Annotated in this window: 18 protein-coding genes and 1 pseudogene; 6 read left to right on the plus strand and 13 right to left on the minus strand. The window is 73.8% G+C overall.

Annotated elements, in window-relative coordinates; all coding sequences use genetic code 11:
• Positions 1-188: 188 nt before the first annotated feature.
• Together QQK22_RS12455 and QQK22_RS12460 are read left to right on the plus strand one after the other, a co-directional pair.
• Entirely contained in the window at positions 189-1,328 is a 1,140-nt protein-coding gene (locus QQK22_RS12455) for a hypothetical protein (protein WP_284251239.1), read from the plus strand.
• Between the two features lie 40 nt (positions 1,329-1,368).
• Positions 1,369-2,571, plus strand: a complete 1,203-nt coding sequence (locus QQK22_RS12460) for a hypothetical protein (RefSeq protein WP_284251240.1) — start codon at positions 1,369-1,371, stop codon at positions 2,569-2,571.
• A 60-nt stretch (positions 2,572-2,631) separates the two neighbouring features.
• On the opposite strand, the gene argS is transcribed toward QQK22_RS12460, so the two are convergent.
• A complete protein-coding gene (gene argS / locus QQK22_RS12465) occupies positions 2,632-4,377 on the minus strand; it encodes an arginine--tRNA ligase (RefSeq protein ID WP_284251241.1) in 1,746 nt (581 codons plus the stop codon).
• A gap of 78 nt (positions 4,378-4,455) precedes the next feature.
• Here argS and QQK22_RS18865 point away from each other — a divergent pair, with 78 nt between their 5' ends.
• Positions 4,456-5,796, plus strand: coding sequence for a DEAD/DEAH box helicase (locus QQK22_RS18865; protein ID WP_348525580.1), 1,341 nt, complete (start codon positions 4,456-4,458; stop codon positions 5,794-5,796).
• Positions 5,712-6,974: a DEAD/DEAH box helicase gene (locus QQK22_RS18870; protein WP_348525646.1), complete on the plus strand. Its 1,263-nt coding sequence runs from the start codon at positions 5,712-5,714 to the stop codon at positions 6,972-6,974. The genes QQK22_RS18865 and QQK22_RS18870 overlap by 85 nt, the downstream gene beginning before the upstream one ends.
• A 114-nt stretch (positions 6,975-7,088) precedes the next feature.
• Here QQK22_RS18870 and QQK22_RS19345 read toward each other — a convergent pair.
• The 3 genes and pseudogenes from QQK22_RS19345 to QQK22_RS19350 form a co-directional block, all read right to left on the minus strand.
• Positions 7,089-7,514: pseudogene (locus QQK22_RS19345) on the minus strand (Rv3654c family TadE-like protein); the annotation flags it as partial.
• Positions 7,406-7,786, minus strand: a complete 381-nt coding sequence (locus QQK22_RS12480; RefSeq protein WP_284251244.1) for a TadE family type IV pilus minor pilin — start codon at positions 7,784-7,786, stop codon at positions 7,406-7,408. The pseudogene QQK22_RS19345 and the gene QQK22_RS12480, both read right to left, overlap by 109 nt.
• Complete coding sequence (locus QQK22_RS19350; protein ID WP_431310194.1) at positions 7,783-7,995, minus strand: DUF4244 domain-containing protein; 213 nt, start codon at positions 7,993-7,995, stop codon at positions 7,783-7,785. The genes QQK22_RS12480 and QQK22_RS19350 overlap by 4 nt, the downstream gene beginning before the upstream one ends.
• Here QQK22_RS19350 and QQK22_RS12485 point away from each other — a divergent pair.
• Positions 7,906-9,438, plus strand: coding sequence for a recombinase family protein (locus tag QQK22_RS12485; protein WP_284251245.1), 1,533 nt, complete (start codon positions 7,906-7,908; stop codon positions 9,436-9,438). The two genes, QQK22_RS19350 and QQK22_RS12485, sit on opposite strands and share 90 nt — an antisense overlap.
• A 60-nt stretch (positions 9,439-9,498) precedes the next feature.
• On the opposite strand, the gene QQK22_RS12490 is transcribed toward QQK22_RS12485, so the two are convergent.
• From QQK22_RS12490 to QQK22_RS12525, 8 genes are all read right to left on the minus strand, one after another.
• Positions 9,499-10,299 (minus strand): hypothetical protein, encoded by an 801-nt coding sequence (locus QQK22_RS12490; protein ID WP_284251247.1) that lies wholly within the window; start codon positions 10,297-10,299, stop codon positions 9,499-9,501.
• A gap of 531 nt (positions 10,300-10,830) precedes the next feature.
• Positions 10,831-11,193: a hypothetical protein gene (locus QQK22_RS12495; RefSeq protein WP_284251249.1), complete on the minus strand. Its 363-nt coding sequence runs from the start codon at positions 11,191-11,193 to the stop codon at positions 10,831-10,833.
• Entirely contained in the window at positions 11,180-11,485 is a 306-nt protein-coding gene (locus QQK22_RS12500) for a hypothetical protein (protein ID WP_284251250.1), read from the minus strand. Before QQK22_RS12500 ends, QQK22_RS12495 begins: the two co-directional genes overlap by 14 nt.
• Positions 11,482-11,760, minus strand: coding sequence for a hypothetical protein (locus tag QQK22_RS12505; protein WP_284251252.1), 279 nt, complete (start codon positions 11,758-11,760; stop codon positions 11,482-11,484). Before QQK22_RS12505 ends, QQK22_RS12500 begins: the two co-directional genes overlap by 4 nt.
• A 328-nt stretch (positions 11,761-12,088) precedes the next feature.
• Positions 12,089-12,613 (minus strand): hypothetical protein, encoded by a 525-nt coding sequence (locus QQK22_RS12510; protein WP_284251253.1) that lies wholly within the window; start codon positions 12,611-12,613, stop codon positions 12,089-12,091.
• Positions 12,614-12,648: 35 nt separating this feature from the next.
• Complete coding sequence (locus QQK22_RS12515; RefSeq protein WP_284251254.1) at positions 12,649-12,852, minus strand: helix-turn-helix transcriptional regulator; 204 nt, start codon at positions 12,850-12,852, stop codon at positions 12,649-12,651.
• A gap of 427 nt (positions 12,853-13,279) precedes the next feature.
• Entirely contained in the window at positions 13,280-13,459 is a 180-nt protein-coding gene (locus QQK22_RS12520; RefSeq protein ID WP_284251256.1) for a hypothetical protein, read from the minus strand.
• A gap of 449 nt (positions 13,460-13,908) precedes the next feature.
• Entirely contained in the window at positions 13,909-14,265 is a 357-nt protein-coding gene (locus QQK22_RS12525; RefSeq protein WP_284251257.1) for a hypothetical protein, read from the minus strand.
• A 74-nt stretch (positions 14,266-14,339) separates the two neighbouring features.
• On the opposite strand from QQK22_RS12525, the gene QQK22_RS12530 reads away from it, so the two are divergent.
• Positions 14,340-14,504, plus strand: coding sequence for a hypothetical protein (locus QQK22_RS12530; RefSeq protein ID WP_284251259.1), 165 nt, complete (start codon positions 14,340-14,342; stop codon positions 14,502-14,504).
• A 209-nt stretch (positions 14,505-14,713) separates the two neighbouring features.
• Here the strand turns inward: QQK22_RS12530 and QQK22_RS12535 are convergent, their stop codons facing one another.
• Positions 14,714-15,688, minus strand: coding sequence for a GNAT family N-acetyltransferase (locus tag QQK22_RS12535; RefSeq protein ID WP_284251260.1), 975 nt, complete (start codon positions 15,686-15,688; stop codon positions 14,714-14,716).
• Positions 15,689-15,702 lie beyond the last annotated feature (14 nt).

Consider the following 15,702-nt stretch of genomic DNA (forward strand, 5'->3'; position numbering starts at 1 on the left):
ATCGTCGTCGATCCGGGCCGCTGCGCGGGCTCCGTCGCTCGCGTGCGGTGAGTCTAGACCCGGCCCGTCCGGCCCGCCCGGTGGCGCCGGGGTCAGGTTCACCTCAGGTGGATGCTTGCATTTGCGCGTCGGATGCGTTGCTATGTGGGGGCCGCGACCGCGGGCCGGGGGCAGGAACGGGGCAGACGATGGGCATCAGCGGCGGACGCGTGCGCGCTCTCGCGCTGGCGACCGCCGTCACGATCGTCCTGGCGGGCTGCACGTCCGAGCAGATCCTCCCCACCGATCCGGCCGGGGCGGAGCCCGGGTACCCGCAGTACACGCCCCCCGCGACGGAGCCCGGGACGTCCTCGCCCGAGGGCGGGTCGACGGAGACCTCCGACGGCGCGGCGCCGACCGGCCCCGACGGGCTCGACACCATCGCACCGCCGTCGCCGTCGCCGTCGCCGTCGCCGACACCTTCGTCGCCCGACGGGGGCCCGACGGCGCAGCCGGAGCCGTCGCCCACCGCGACCGAGACGTCGGCGGAGCCGGCGCCGCCGCCCACCTCTGCGCCGTCCTCACCCGCGCCGAGCCCGACGGCGTCACCGCGCCCGACCACGCCCCCGCCGTCGTCGTCCCCGACGACGCCCCCACCGCCGCCCGCCCAGACCACGCTCATCACGCAGCAGTGGCAGCCGCAGTGCGGCGCGACCCTCGCGGCGCCCGCCCGGCGCAACGACCTGACGGTGAACGTGACGCTCCCCGCGGTGACCGAGGGCTCCACGCTGATGACCGAGGCGACGGTGCGCAACAACGGCGGTGCGGCGATCGTCGCGGAGCGTTACGTCACGAGCGTCGTCGTCGCACGCGACGGCGTGGTGGTCGCGGTCTCGGCCGAGGGTGCGGACGCCCCGGAGAACGCGATCTCCATCGCGGCCGGCAGCACGCAGCTCCTGCCCTCGGTCTTCCACGACCTCATCGAGTCGTGCGCGACGCCGGGGACCGCCTCGCCCGAGCCGCCGCGGTCGGAGGGATCGGGAGTCGCCTCGAGCGGGCGGACGGGTGTCGACGACAGCGCCGGAGCCGTCTCGACCTCCGTCCCGGCGAGCACGGTGGCCCCACCCGAGGGCACGCCCGCCCCGCCGAGCGAGTCCGTCACTCCTCCCGGGGCGCCCGCCCCGCCGCCCGGGCGGCCCGACCCGACCCCGGCACCCACGCCCGGTCCGCTTCCGGCGGGCCAGTACACCGCCGTCGTGGCGGTCCACGTCCTGCGCGACGGCGGGCTCGGCTCCGCCGTCGTGGCCAGCAGCGGCATCGTGCCGCTGACCATCACCGCGGCGGGCTGAGCCACCGTCGACGCCGCGGGCCGACCGAGGGGGATCGCGCATGACCGCACACGATCAGCACGAGGACCGACGAGGCCGCACCGGCCGACGACGGGCAGGGGCACGGGTGACGGCGCTCGCGGGCGTCGTCCTCCTGGGGGTGACCGCGTGCGCCGAGGGGTCGGGCACCGGCGAGTCCGCGGAGCCACCGACGGAGACCGTGACGGAGACCTCGACCGAGAGCTCGTCACCGGCGATCGAGACGTCCCCGGCGCCGTCGGCGGAACCCGCGCCGAACGGCCCGGAGGGGTCGGACATCGCCACGCCGGTCTGCGGCGAGGTCTTCGCCCTGCCCGACCGGCCGGCACAGCTCACCCTCGAGCTCGACGGCGATGTCGTGGAGGCGGCCGGGAGCGACGGCAACCCGAGCTCGCTGGAAGCCGACATCACCGCCACGAACGCGGGGGCGCAGCCGGTCTCGGGCGGTCTGGACTCTGTGACCGCGCTCGTCGTGACGGACGAGGACGGGCGGGTGGTCGTCACGAACGCCAACCCCGATCCCGCCAACCCGGAGAGCGGGGCGATCCTCGCTCTCGAGCCGGGCGACTCGGTCACCTTCGTCGGCACCGCCGCGGACTACGCCACCTCCGACGACTGCGACTCGAGCACGACCACCTCCTCCGACCCCGCTCGACTCCTCGACCCCGGCAGCTACCAGGTCTTCGCGCTGCGCAACCTCGGGGCCGAGGGCACCGTCACCCAGCAGGCCCAGGGCGGGCCGTGGCCGATCGAGATCGCGGCCGATCCGCCGGCGCCCGGTGAGCCCCCGGCGCCGGCTCCTGATCCGCAGGGTGCGCTACCGCTGGCGGCGTGCGGGACGGCGTTCGACGGCGCCGAGCCCGCAGCCGGCATCACCACGGAGGTCGCGGAGATCCGCAGCCCTCGCGCGGCGGACGACGCGATCACCGACCTGGTGCACACCGTGACCACCGAGACACCGCTCGACGGGACATCCCTGGCCACGAACGTCGTCCTGACGCAGGACGGCGTCCGGGTCAGCGAGATCCCGGGATCGGACAACGTCTCCAGCGTGTACGCCTCCGCGGGCGCGACGTTCGAGCTCACCGGTCAGCAGATCCTCCTCGGTTGCGACTTCGAGCCGCTTCCTCCGGGCGAGTACGAGGCCACCCCGGTGGTCTTCTCGTCCGGTGAGGTGCCGCAGGTGCTCGCCCGCGGGGCGACGACCACCGTGGTCATCCAGTAGGCGGCACCGGCCGGGAGCGAGGCGTCCCGCGCGCGTGCAGCAGCACGCGCGCGGGACGTCTCACATCTGCTCGGGCGAGCGCATCCCGAGCAGGTCGAGCCCGTGCTCGAGCACCGCGAGGGTCGCGGCGGTGAGCGCCAGGCGCGAGGAGCGCGTCGCGGCGTCGGGCGCCGTGAGGACGGGGCACGCGTCGTAGAAGCTCGTGAACGCCTGCGCCAGCTCGAACAGGTAGCCCGCGAGCCGGTGCGGCACCCGGGCGTCGCCGACCTCGGCGACGGTCGCGCCGTAGCGCAGCAGCGCCAGGGCCAGCGTGCGCTCGGTGGGTTCGACGACGGCGACGGTTTCGCGCGCCGTCGCCGGCTCGACGCCCGCCTTGCGGAAGATCGAGCGGATGCGCGCCGTGGCGTACTGCAGGTAGGGCCCGGTGCTCCCGGTGAGGGCGAGCATGCGGTCGAGGTCGAAGATGTAGTCGGTGTCGTGCGCGACCGACAGGTCGGCGTACTTGACCGCACCGATGCCGACCTGGCGGGCGATGTCGGCGCGCTCGTCGGCGGACAGGTCGGGGCGGGACTCGGCGACGGCGGCGCCCGCCTTCTCCACGGCCTCCTCCAGGAGCCACGACAGGCGCAGGGGCGCGCCGGACCGGGTGCGCAGGATCTTGCCGTCCTCGCCGAGGACCGACCCGATCTGCACGTGGACGGGCACGACCTCGGTGCCGTCCTCACGGGTCAGCCAGCCCGCCGCCCGCGCCGTCGCGAAGATCATGCGGAAGTGGAGCGCCTGCGAGGCGCCGACGACGTAGAGGATCTCGTCGGCGCCGAGCGTGCGGGCGCGGTGGCGGATGGTGGCGAGGTCGGTCGTGGCGTAGCCGTAACCGCCGTCGGACTTGCGCACGATGAGGGGGAGCGGGGTGCCCTCACGACCGGTGAACCCCTCGGGGAAGACGCACAGCGCCCCCTCGCTCACGACGGCGAGGCCCAGGTCCTCGAGCTCGGTGCAGACGTCCGCGAGCATCGGGTCGTAGGTGCTCTCGCCCGCGAGGTCGGCGTCGGTCAGCGTGACGTCGAGCGCGTCGTAGATCCGGTGGAAGTAGTCCTTGGACCGCTCGATCATGGCGTGCCAGATCTCGATCGTGGCCGGCTCCTTGGCCTGGAGCTGCACCACCCGCTCCCGTGCGCGCACGGCCCAGGCGCCGCCGTCGTCGGCCCCGTCGAACTTGGCGCGCGCGGCCTGGTAGAACGCGTTGGGATCGGTGGCGAGCAGCGCGGCCTCCGCCGAGTCGGCGCCGACCTCGAGGTAGTGCTCGATGAGCATGCCGAACGGCGTGCCCCAGTCGCCGATGTGGTTCTGACGGATCACGTGGTGGCCGAGCGCCTCGAGCGTGCGCACGAGCGCGTCGCCGACGATCGTGGTGCGCAGGTGGCCGACGTGCATCTCCTTGGCGACGTTCGGCGCCGAGTAGTCCACGGGGATCGTGCGGCGCTCCTGGAGGGGGACGCCGAGGCGGTCGTCGGCGAGCAGCGCCGCGATCTGCCCGGAGATCCACTCGGGCCCGACGGTGATGTTCAAGAAGCCCGGGCCGGAGACCTCGACCGTGCCGACGTCGGACAGGTCGAGGTGGTCGTTGATCGCGGCGGCGGCGTCGCGCGGGTTCTTCCCGATGCGCTTCGCGAGCGCCAGGGCCGCGTTCGCCTGGGTGTCCGCGAACTGCGACGGGCGCAGGACCGGGTCCTCCCCCGCGAGTCCGAAGGCGGCCTCGATGGCTGCGGAGACGCGATCGGACAGGACGGAGGCGGCATCGAGCATGGGGCCAAATCTACCGTCGCGACCCGCGCCGAGCCGCCGCCCGCCTGCTCGCACGAGGCACCTGGGAGACTGGGATGCGTGTCCGAGCGCCCGCCCTCCCCCGCGCCGGACGCGCCGGACGTGCTGGACGTGCTGGACGTGCTGCTCGCCGGCGGGGCCCGCGCCGAGCAGCTGCGGCACGTGCGCACCATCCCCGGTCGCGCGGGTGAGCGGGCCGCGTGGCCGAGCTGGGTGGACCCGCGGCTGCGCGCCGCGTACGAGGCCGCCGGCGTCGCGGCGCCGTGGCGGCACCAGGTGGAGACCGCCGACGCCGTCCACGCCGGCCGGCACAGCGTCATCGCCACCTCCACCGGCTCGGGCAAGTCGCTCGCGCTGTGGCTCCCGACCCTCTCCGCGATCCTGACGGCGCCCGAGCCGACCGGGAGCGTGGCCGCGCTCCGCCGTCGCCCCACGGCGCTCTACCTCTCCCCCACCAAGGCGCTGGCGGCCGACCAGCTCGCCTCGCTCGAGCGGCTCCTCGGGGACGGCACCGGCGGCGGTCCCGACCTGCGCGGGGCCGTGCGCGTCGCGTCGTGCGACGGCGACACCTCCTTCGACGAGCGCGGCTGGATCCGCAGCCACGCCGACGTCGTGCTCACCAACCCCGACTTCCTGCACTTCTCGCTCCTGCCCGGCCACGAGCGCTGGGCGCGGCTGCTGCGCGGTCTGACCCACGTAGTCATCGACGAGTGCCACGCCTACCGCGGCGTGTTCGGCGCGCACGTCTCGCTCGTGCTGCGGCGCCTGCTGCGGCTGGCTCGGCACTACGGTGCCGACCCGGTCGTCGTCGCCGCCTCCGCCACCACGGGAGACCCGGTCGACACGCTCGCGCGGCTGACCGGCGTCGACCCGGCCCGCGTGCACGCGACCACACGGGACACCGCGCCCCAGGGGCAGCGCCGCATCGTGTTCTGGGAGCCGGCCGCGCTCGATCACCACGGCGACGGCGGCCACCCGGGCGGCGGCTGGGGTGACGAGGGCTGGGGTGAGGGCGGCGTCATCAGCGGCACGCCCGACGTCCCCCGCCGCAGCGCCCTGACGGAGTCCGCCGAGCTGCTGCACGACCTCGTCCGGGCCCGACGGCGCACGCTCGCCTTCGTCCGCTCGCGCGCGGGCAGCGAGGTGGTCGCGGCGACGGCGGCGCGCTCACTCGGCGAGGACCTCCTCGGCGCCGGCACCGACACCTGTGACGACGGCGCCGATCCGGTGGAGGTGCTCCGGGACGGCGGGGACGTCGCCGTCGCCGCCTACCGCGGGGGTACCTCCCCGAGGAGCGCCGCACGCTCGAGGGTGCGCTGCGCACGGGGCGCCTCACTGCCCTCGCGACGACGAACGCCCTCGAGCTCGGCGTCGACATCTCGGGGCTGGACGCGGTCCTGATGACCGGGTGGCCCGGCACGCGCGTGTCGTTCTGGCAGCAGGCGGGCCGGGCGGGCCGCGCGGGGGCCGACGGCGTGGCGGTGCTCGTCGCGAGCGCCAACCCGCTCGACACCTACCTGGTCCACCACCCGTCCGCGGTCCTGGACGAGGCGATCGAGGTCACCACGTTCGACCCGAGCAACCCGTACGTGCTGGCGCCGCACCTGTGCGCGGCGGCGGCCGAGGTGCCGCTGACGCAGCCCGACCTGGCGCTGTTCGGGCTCGCGGACGCCACGCTCCTGGACGAGCTCGTGCGCCGCGGGCTGCTGCGACGCCGACCGACCGGCTGGTACTGGAACCAGGCGCGCGCCGAGGTGCCCTCGCGCCTGACCGACCTGCGCGGATCGGGAACGGCGGACGTCGCCGTCGTGGACGAGGTCACGGGGGCGATGCTCGGGACCGTCGACGGCGGTCGGGCCGACTCGGTCGTCCACCCGGGCGCGGTGTACGTGCACCAGGGGCGCACGTTCGTGGTCGAGCGGCTCGAGGACGACGTGGCGCTCGTGGTGGGCGGCGACGTCGCCCACCGCACGATGGCGACGGCGGCCCACCACGCCAGCTTCGTCGACGTGCTGGAGGAGGTGCGGTGGGGGCCGGTGACGTGGCGCTACGGGCACGTCGAGGTCACCAGCCAGGTGCAGGGGTACGACGTGCGGGTACCACCCGCGATGGAGGTGGTCGCGCGGCACGAGCTCGAGATGCCGGTGCGGACGCTCCCGACCACCGGGGTGTGGTGGACGGTCGGGCAGGAGACGCTGCTGGCCGAGACGGGCATCGCGCCGGGTGACGTGCCGGGGGCGCTGCACGCCGCCGAGCACGCCGCGATCGGTGTGCTGCCGCTGCTGGCGACGTGCGACCGGTGGGACATCGGCGGCCTGTCCACCGCGCTGCACCCCGAGACCGGCGCGCCGACGGTGCTGGTGCACGACGGCCACCCCGGCGGCGCCGGCTTCGCCCAGCGCGGGTTCCGCGCCGCGCGACGCTGGATCGAGGCCACCCACGAGGCGGTCGCCTCGTGCGGCTGCCGGCACGGCTGCCCCCGCTGCGTCTACTCGCCGAAGTGCGGCAACGGGAACTCCCCGCTGGACAAGGCCGGTGCGCTCGCCGTGCTGGACTACCTGCGCTCGCTCGCGCCCTGATGCACCGCCGGGGCCGGCGGCCGTGGCTGTGGGTGGTCGCGTCCCCGGCGGCGCCGGCCCCGCGCGGGCCCGGGCGACGGCGTCGCCCACCCGGGTCGGCACGCTCGCCACGACGACGGCCTCGCGCCCCTCGATCGTGCAGCTCACCATCCCCGCACCGGCCCGGGACACCGCCACCGCCGCGAGTCCGCACGCGTCACCGCCCGCGGGCGACGCCGCGACCTCGGCGGCCGTGATCGCCCCGAGATCGGCGGCGCCCTGAGCGACCGCTCGCGCCCGGAGTCCCTCACCCGTCAGCGCCAGCACGACCAGGAGGATCGCCCCCGCGCCGATCAGGCCGAGCGCGAGCGCCGTGCCGGAGCCGCGCTCGCCGTCGAGCGCGCGAGGCCACCGGGGCCACCGGGGCCACCGCGACCACCGGTGCCGCCTCGTCACTCGCCCGGCTCCAGCCTCGCCTGCGCCCGGCCGCTGACCGTGATCGTCCCGCCGAGCGCCTCGCTCCCGAGCCGCACGTCGCGTCGCACCACCACGCGCACCCACGCACCGTCGCGCGCGACCTCGACCCGTGCACCCTCCCCCGCCACCCGCTGGGCGTCGGCGCGCACCTCGCCGGCATCGAGGCCCAGCGCCGCCGAGCGCGCACCGACCCGCGCCGCGTCGGCGCACGCCACCGCCGCCGAGCCGGCCGTGGCCGCCAGCAGCAGGGCGAGCAGCACCACGACCACCGCCGGGAGTGCGACGGCGAGCTCCGCCGTCGCACTCCCACGCTCGCGGCCGCGCACCGACTCCTCGGTCCGGGCCGCACCGCTCATCGCGACAGCGCCTCGCGGACGATGCCCATGAGCATCTCGCGCACCTCGCCGCTGCGCATGATCACCAGCAGCAGGCCGGCGAACGCGACCGCCGCGCCAGTCGCTCTAGGATCGCATACGTGTCCGTCCCCATCGAGCCCACTGCGGCCGTCATCTACGCCCGCGCCAGTCTCGACCGCACCAACGAAAGGGCGTCGGTCGAGCGTCAGCTAGAGGCGGCGCGCCAGCTCGCTACGGGCAGGGGCCTCACGGTAGTGGGCGAGTTCGTCGACAACGATGTGAGCGCCACGGCACACCGAGGCCGGGTCCGTCAGCGTCCAGGGTTCGATGCGCTCATGGCGGAGGTAGCCACGGGCTCGGTTGGGTGGATCGTCGCCACTGAGTTCACTCGGCTCAGCCGCAACCGTCGCGATGAGCTGGCCCTGATCGAGGCGTGTACGTCTGCCGGCGTGAGCGTGGCGCTGACGCGAGGGCAGGATCTCGCCTTTGGCTCCGCGATGGGGCGCATGGTGGCGGAGCTGATGGCCTCCATCGCTCGGCTGGAGGTCGAGACGATGGCGGAGCGGCAGACGGCAGCGCACGCCCAGCGCGCAGCCAAGGGGAAGCCGCACTGGACGCGTCGACCCCTGGGGTTCGAGCGGGACGGGCAGCACCGTGATGCCGAGGCCGAGGTGATCCGCGAGGGGTACACCGCCGTGATCGGTGGTGCGACCGCATCGCAGGTCGCGCGCGAATGGAACACCTCGGGGGCGATCTCACCGACCAACGGCGGCACGACGTGGCGCAGCGGAGACGTGCTGCGCCTACTGCGCAACCCCCGGAATGCGGGCATCCGCGCGCACAAGGGCGTGGAGGTGGGCGAGGGAACGTGGGAGCCCATCGTGGACGTCGAGACGTTCCGAGCGGCTGTGACGCTCATGTCCGGCAGGGGGACGCCGGGGCCGCGCGCTCAGGTGTTCCTACTTACCGGTCTTGCCCTCTGCGGCGTGTGCCTCGCGGAGGGCAGGGAGGTGACGGTGCACGTCGGCACTCAGTCCAAGCCGCACACCGACGGAACGCGTCGCCGCACCTACCGGTGCTCAGCGCGGCCGGGGCACCTTTCGCGGTCGCTCGCGCCGATTGATGAGCGCGTGCGCATGGTGACGCTGGGGGTGATGCTCGGCGCAGCGGCCTCGGGCTCGGCGGAGCCGTCGCCCACGGTGGTGCCGCTCATCGCCCAGCTCGGTCAGCTCCAGGCCGAGGCCGAGGAATGGGGCCGCAGCGCCGTAGGTGCAGGCGCAGCGGTGCGCTCGGCGGCGCTCGCGGCCATCGCTGAGCTAGAGACGCGGAGCGAGGCGCTGGAGGCTCAGATTGCCGACGTACGCCGGAGCGAGCTGACGTGGGCATGGGCCGGCGGGAAGCTGCCCAACTTCGATGAGCTGGGAGAGATCTTCGATTCCTGGCCCCTCGCACGGCGGCAGGCGGCTGTGCGCGACGTGCTGGCGCGCGTGGTCATCCACGGTGGCTGGAAGCCGGTCGAGATGGTGCCCCGCGACCCCGACGCCGCCGTGATGGTCCCCGCCCATCTACAGCCCCGGGCGCAGCGTGGTGCACGAGCCAAGGTGGTTGCGGCTGAAGGTCCGGTGACGGTCGTCCGCGAGGGCCAGAAGTAGCGAAAGACGCCCCCCACCCCGGGCACCGTGGCCGGGGTGGGGGGCGTCTCTCTGGTGGTGCTAGCCGGCGGTGACGGTGGCGGCGAGGTCGCGGACGTGCCGTCGTGCTGCCTCCTGGGCGTCGGCCTGCGCGGCGGCAGCGGCGTCGGCCTCACGACGGCGTCGCTCCTCGACGCGGCGTCGCCCGTCGTCCTGCGCGTTGCGGGTGGCCGCAGCCTCCCAGCGACGGAACGTGCCGTCGTGCGCCTGCGCGACGCCGTCCCACCACGCCTTGGAGGTCGCGTTGGCGATGAGCTCCGGCAGGGCCTCGGTCGCCCGGTCGAGCTTCCCGAGACCGGACATCGGCCCCATCGTCCACACGCGCTCGGTCTCCACGAGCGCTCGGTCAGCGGCTCGGTTCTCGCGGATAAGGCGGTCCCATCGCTGGAGCGGGACGTGGCTCGGCGGGTCGCCGTCGCTCGGCTCCCAGCCCTCCACCTTCGCCCGCTCCGCCTCGCGCTCGGTTCGGAGCTGCGCGAGTTCGCCGGCCAGCGCCGCTCGCTTCGCTGGAGTTTCGTTCACCACGCGCGTCCCCTCGGCGGCGTCGGCAAGCGCCTTGCGCAGCAGCTCCAGGCGTTGGAACGCCTGCCCTGCGGGCAGGGTCGGCGGCACGAGGGGAAGAACCTCAGCCGCGAGCTGCCTCGGCAGGCTGTGGGTCACGTCCGCTCGCTTGGCCTGGCGCTCCTCTCCGGTCTCGGGGTCTGCGATGACGTTCCACTGAGCACGGTCGATCCGTGCCAGCTCCTCCGCCACCTCCGGCTCGACCGGTCGCGGTGCAGCGTCGTGCGCACGGGCGCGGGGGTCGGTTCCTACGTTCGTCATCCTGTTGGTTCTCCTTGTGGTGCCGACGTTGTGCGCCGTCGGCGGTGCGCTTCGTTCTGGGGGTGGGGGTGCGACCTCTTGCGGCCTAGGTGCCCGACCGGCCTGTCTTAGCGCCTCGGGTTCTGCCACGTTCAGGAAGCCAGCGGCGGGAATGGTCGTTGCCCCTCGACGGGCGCCGATCCGCAGCGGCAGGCCGGACCGTCAGCCCAGGGCAGGGCGGCGGCGGGTGGGCGTAGTGGCACTTACGCCCGGTCCTAGAACCCTGCGCTGGAGCGTGGCCCCTCCGGGGCCACAAGCCGCTACGCCTGGTCCTAGAACCCTGCGCTGGAGTTGGCCCCTCCGGGGCCACACGCCGCTGCGCCTGGCCTCTGCGCTGGGCCTCCACACCGCCGCCGCCGATAGAGATCATTAGAGGCGGCAGCCGGTATCCGTTGCGACGGTGCCAAACGGGTTGACCTCCGGTGTCAACGTGGTTGACCTCCGGTGTCAACCCCTCCGGCAGCATCGTGCGGAAGGGGTTGACCCCCGGTGTCAATCGTGGCCGCAGCGCGGCACGCTGTTGCTGCCGGTGCCGTAGGTGTGCAGCGCGTCGACCAGCACGATGCATCGCGCCGAGCTGGCGGGTGCGATGAGACCGCGCGTCTTCGCCTCGCGGATGGCCCTCGACACACTGGACGGGTGTGCGTCCAGCAGTTCACCCGTCGTGGTGTCTGGGCGAGCCAGCAGCTCTCGAAGTTCTCCCGGCGCGAACGGGGCGTGTCCGTTGCGGTGCACGCGGGCCAGCGCCAGTAGGGGCAGGGCCAGGAACCTCGGGAGGTCCGGGCTCTGGCCCAGCGTCAGCGCGCCAGCGGCGGGCAGGCCTGCCCATCGTCGCTGCGCCTCAGGCGGCGGCACGCCGTGGCTCGTCCGTCGCAACGCGGCGCGCTCGCGCCTCGCGTCGTGCAGCAGAACTACGCGCCGCCGTCACCGGCGTGTAGCCGTGGAGCACGCGCACCACGACGGGCTCCTTGCTCCGTACGCGGTGCAGCTCCGCTCCGAACGCCGCCAGCTCTGCGCCCCGGTAGCTCTCGGAGATGCCCCACCGGTCGGGGCCGACCTTCGCCAGGATCTCTCGCCCGCCGTTGATGGTCACGAGTGCGAGGCTCCCGACGGGGGCGGCGTCCAGCGCCGCGACGGTCGCGCTCATCGGTTGGCCTCGGCAGGGGTGGCGGTCTGGTTCGTCATGCGGGAGATCTCCTCCGGTTCGGGGTGGGTGTGGGTTGTGGGTGCGAGCGCAGCGAGGATCGCGGCGTCGGCCTGGGGGCCGAGCGTGTAGCGGCCCCGGTGCTCGCTGAGCAAGCCGCGCACCGCCAGCTCATCGAGCGCGGCGTGCACGTCTGCCTCGGTTGCGCCGGTGGCCCTCGCGATCACGGGCCGAGAGATCGTGAGGGGAAGCACGCGCGCGAGCACTGCGGCCAGCACGCGGCGGGACGTTGGGCCGGCTCCGCCGTCGGTCGTGAACGGCGACGCCTCGCGAGTGAGCGCCGCCGCCCTCCGGTGGGGCCAGCTCGCGGGCGTGGGCCGAAGGGTGCGCGGTCCGACGGGGCCAAGCTCCTCCGCCCTGGCTTCGATCTCGGTCACGGTCAGGAACCGTGGCGCGCTGTCAGTAGGTGTCATCGCTGCGACCTCCAGTGGTGGGAGCCCGTGACGCTAAGGGGTCTCGGGATCGTTGCTATTGCAGTGGTTGTGTCGCGCGTTTTCCGGGGGTTGGGGTAGTTCCCTCCGAACGCGCAGAATCGCCGAGTTGGCGTCACGCCGCTCGGTTGCGTCGGGCTCGCTCGCGGCAGCGGCCCGAGCAGTAGCGCGCGCTGGAGCGCTGGGCCGAGAACGTGGTGCCGCAGGTCGCGCAGGTGGCTGACCGGCCGGTCCGCACGGCAGCCGGTCCGGCGACGGTTGCGAGCACCGCGCGGTCGATCAGGGCGTGGCTGTTGTGTCCGTAGTCGCCGGGGCGGAACCCTCGCGCTCGACGGCGCAGACGGCCATAGGCCCGGATCGCGGAGCGGTCAGCGTCGCAGGCGGCTGCCGCCGTGAGCGACGCGAGGTCGCGACTCAGCGCGGCGTCCGGCATCTTGGCGGCGGCAGCCAGCAGACGCGCGCCCGACGGGGCTGCCCCCAGGCTCTGCCCTGCAACGGCGAAAACCCGACGCCCGTCAATCGAGCGCCCCGGGCGCAGGTGCGACGGGGCGATGACACCGAACGGGAAGACGTAGGCCGAGCCAGACCACACGCCGGTCACGGCATCGCCGCCGTGCTCAGCCTCGATCGCGCCCGGCATCGCGCCGCCGTACTCTGGCGCTTCCCACCACCGACTCACGCCGTGGTCTCCGGCGCGACGGCGTGCCCGGTCTCCCACGCGCGCACGGCGGCGAGTGAGTAGCGCACTCGGCCGCTGCCGCCGAGCTTCGTGTACGGGACGCCTCGGCCCCGGTGCCGGTCGTTGCGCAGTGTGCGGGCCGAGCACTGCCAGCGCTCGGCCAGCTGGTCCTCCGTCAGGAACGTGTCGTCGTCGGTCATCGTGTTTGTCCTCCTGTGTGGGGGCATGCGAAAGGGCCACCCCGCCGAAGCGGAGTGGCCCTGGTTGGGCTGTTCGGTTGTTCAGTTGCTGGCGTGAAAGTTGGTGCCCCACCCTCTGTACACGCGCGCCGACGCGGTACCTGGTCGCCCACCGGGGGTGATGCCGGTCTCAGCCCGACGCGCAGCGTCCTGGGAGGTCTCTCCCTCACCCTCTATACACCGGTCCCGATAGCACTTGTACGCGTCGATTCGCGGTGACTTGCGTCTCACTTTCGGCGAACGCGTCTCGGGAGGTCTCGCCACTATGTAGACACCGACGCCAACCCCCTGACGGAACCGACTTTCGAGTGACGTCGGTCTCACTCGGAACGCAACGCTGCCCCCGCCCCAAGAGTCGGGACGGGGGCAGCGTGGCGCTCAGCTCAGGTCAGCGACCGGAGCCATTCTTGGTGCGGTCGACCAGCACGTACCGCTGGCCGGCGCGAGGCGTGGGCGGCAGAGGCTTGTTCTGGACGGCCGTGCGCTCGGCTCCGCTACCGCCGACGATCCGGTACTGGCCGGAGTAGGGGGCCTTGCTCCCGGGGCTGTACTGCCTGGGCTTGCTCATGGTGCTTACCTCCGCAGCGAGGCGTTGACCCATTGGCCGAGCTGAGTCTCACTCACGGTTGAGTTCGACCCTGGGCGGGAGTAGGTTGACCGTCTCGGCATCCCAACTGAGACCATCGCCCTGCCCTACCCGTCGGCCTTGCCCGACTGGGTCGGACAGGGCTTTTTGGTACCTGCTGCGGGATCAACCCTAGCGCTCGAACTACAACCGTGAAACTCAACATGTGGTGCCTGGGGACTGCGGTCCCCACAAGATGTGGGGACGCGCTGACGTCCATCCACACTCTGTCCACAGGGTCGAGCTGACGCGAACCGCTGATTGGCGCGGGAGCGGCGCGGCGTCTCCACAGGCTGGGGAAACGCCTTACCACAGAAAGATCGGAGCGTGAATCGGCCGAATCTTGCGGAAACGCAAGGGCGACCCTCGGCGTGTCGCATCGGCGTGTCGACCTACCAAGCCGCCTCGACTGCCCGCCGCGCCGCCGCCGCCACCTCGCAATCTGCCGCCGCGACCTCCCGGAGCGTGGGGCTGGACGTGATCGGACTCCGTCCGTACAGCGCGATTGCAGACCGCCCCGCGCCGTTGAGGTCCACCGGCACCAACGCATCCCAGTCGCCGAGCAGCGGCTCCCAGCCGGCGGCGTCGAGCTGGCGCATCATCGCGAGCCAGTCAACGGCGTGGAGCGAGTCCCCCGGTGCGAGTGGGTCGCCAACATCGCTGCCGGGGTCGGGCAGCACGAGCACACCGACGCCCGTCATGGGGTCGAGGCAGGCGGTGTGGAGCGCGGTGCGGAGCGTGATCGTCACGGGTGAGGCCTTCCGTCAAGCGTTGGTCAAGAGGGTAAATACGCGATGATGCAGCCACCGGTGCGAGCGTGGCGATGGCGTACTCCGCCGTCGCCATGCCCGCCTCGGGACGCGCCGTGACCACGCCCCACCGCGCCGCGAGCGCCTCGAGCCGGCGGTGCACCCACCGCCGCACCGTGCGGCCGCTCCGGGCGACCGCGTCGGACGCGCGCAGCGCGACCCCGACGATCCTCCCCTGATCCGTGCCATCCTCACTCCCCTCCCGGCGGACCGTGCCGCCGTCTCCTGGGCCGGGTCCGACCCGGGACCACCATCGCGGCCGGCGACGGCGTGGGCGGGGCGGCCCGGACCGGTGGGGGACGGCGACGACGCGGGCGGGCGGTGGGGACAGCGCGGGGTGGGGCGGGGACGGCCGGGGACGGCCCGGGACGGCGAGGGCCGGCGAGGCTCAGGCGGGCTGCGCGCCCAGGTGTTCCTCGACCGCGTGCTCCTCGACCTTGGCGTACACCGCGATCGTGCGGACCGGAGCGAACCCGACGGAGGCGTACAGGCGACCGGCACCGCTGGGGTGCTCGGTGTCGACCCCGAGCTCGATCAGGTCGTAGCGACCGGAGGCGGCGGCGTCCGCGACCGTGGCCTCGAGCACGGCGCGCGCGAGCCCCCGCCCGCGGGCCTCGGGGCGCGTGCCCACGAGGCTGACGTACAGCTCACGATCGACCCACTGGCCGCACAGGGCGTAGGCCAGCACGGTGCCGTCGTCGTCCAGCACGACCCGGGAGTCCGCCAGGCGCGACGCGCTCGCACCGATGTGGTCGGCCCAGCGTTCCGGGCTCTGCGCGGTCGAGCCCCAGTGGCTCGCGAACGCCTCGTTGTGCGCCAGGCGCACCGCCTCGGACATCTCCTCGGTGAGGACGCGCACGCGGGCGTCGAGCGGCCCGAGCGCTTCACCGGGCAGCGACCGCGCCATGTCGGTGAAGTACCGCACCGGGGCGTAGCCGTGATCGGCGAGCAGGTCGCGGGCGTCGCTGCCCTCCCTGCCCCCGGACGCGCGCAGCTGCACGGGGGCGCCCGGGTGCCGCTCGGCCGCGAGCGCACGGGCGCGCGGTTCCATGCGCTCCAGCAGCTGCGTTCCGATACCGCGGCCGCGCCAGTGCGGGTGGACGCCGCCGTCGACGTTCGCGCGCGCCCACCCCTCGCTCGTCAGCGCGCTGCTCACCCGGAGCTGGCCGTAGGCGACGAGCACGCCGTCCTCCCGCACCGCCCAGGAGTCGAGCGCCGGGTCGAAGCCGTGCTCGAGCAGCTCCTCGGCGAGGTCCTGCGCGGAGTAGATCTCGTCGGTGCCGTCGTGCTCCGCGAGCACCGCGGTCAGATCGGCCCAGTCGGGGGTGTCGGCGTCGGTCAGGTGGGTCCAGCTCAGCGGCACGGGGTCTCCTTCGT

It is taken from the genome of Litorihabitans aurantiacus (assembly GCF_030161595.1).
GTDB classification, from domain to species: domain Bacteria; phylum Actinomycetota; class Actinomycetes; order Actinomycetales; family Beutenbergiaceae; genus Litorihabitans; species Litorihabitans aurantiacus.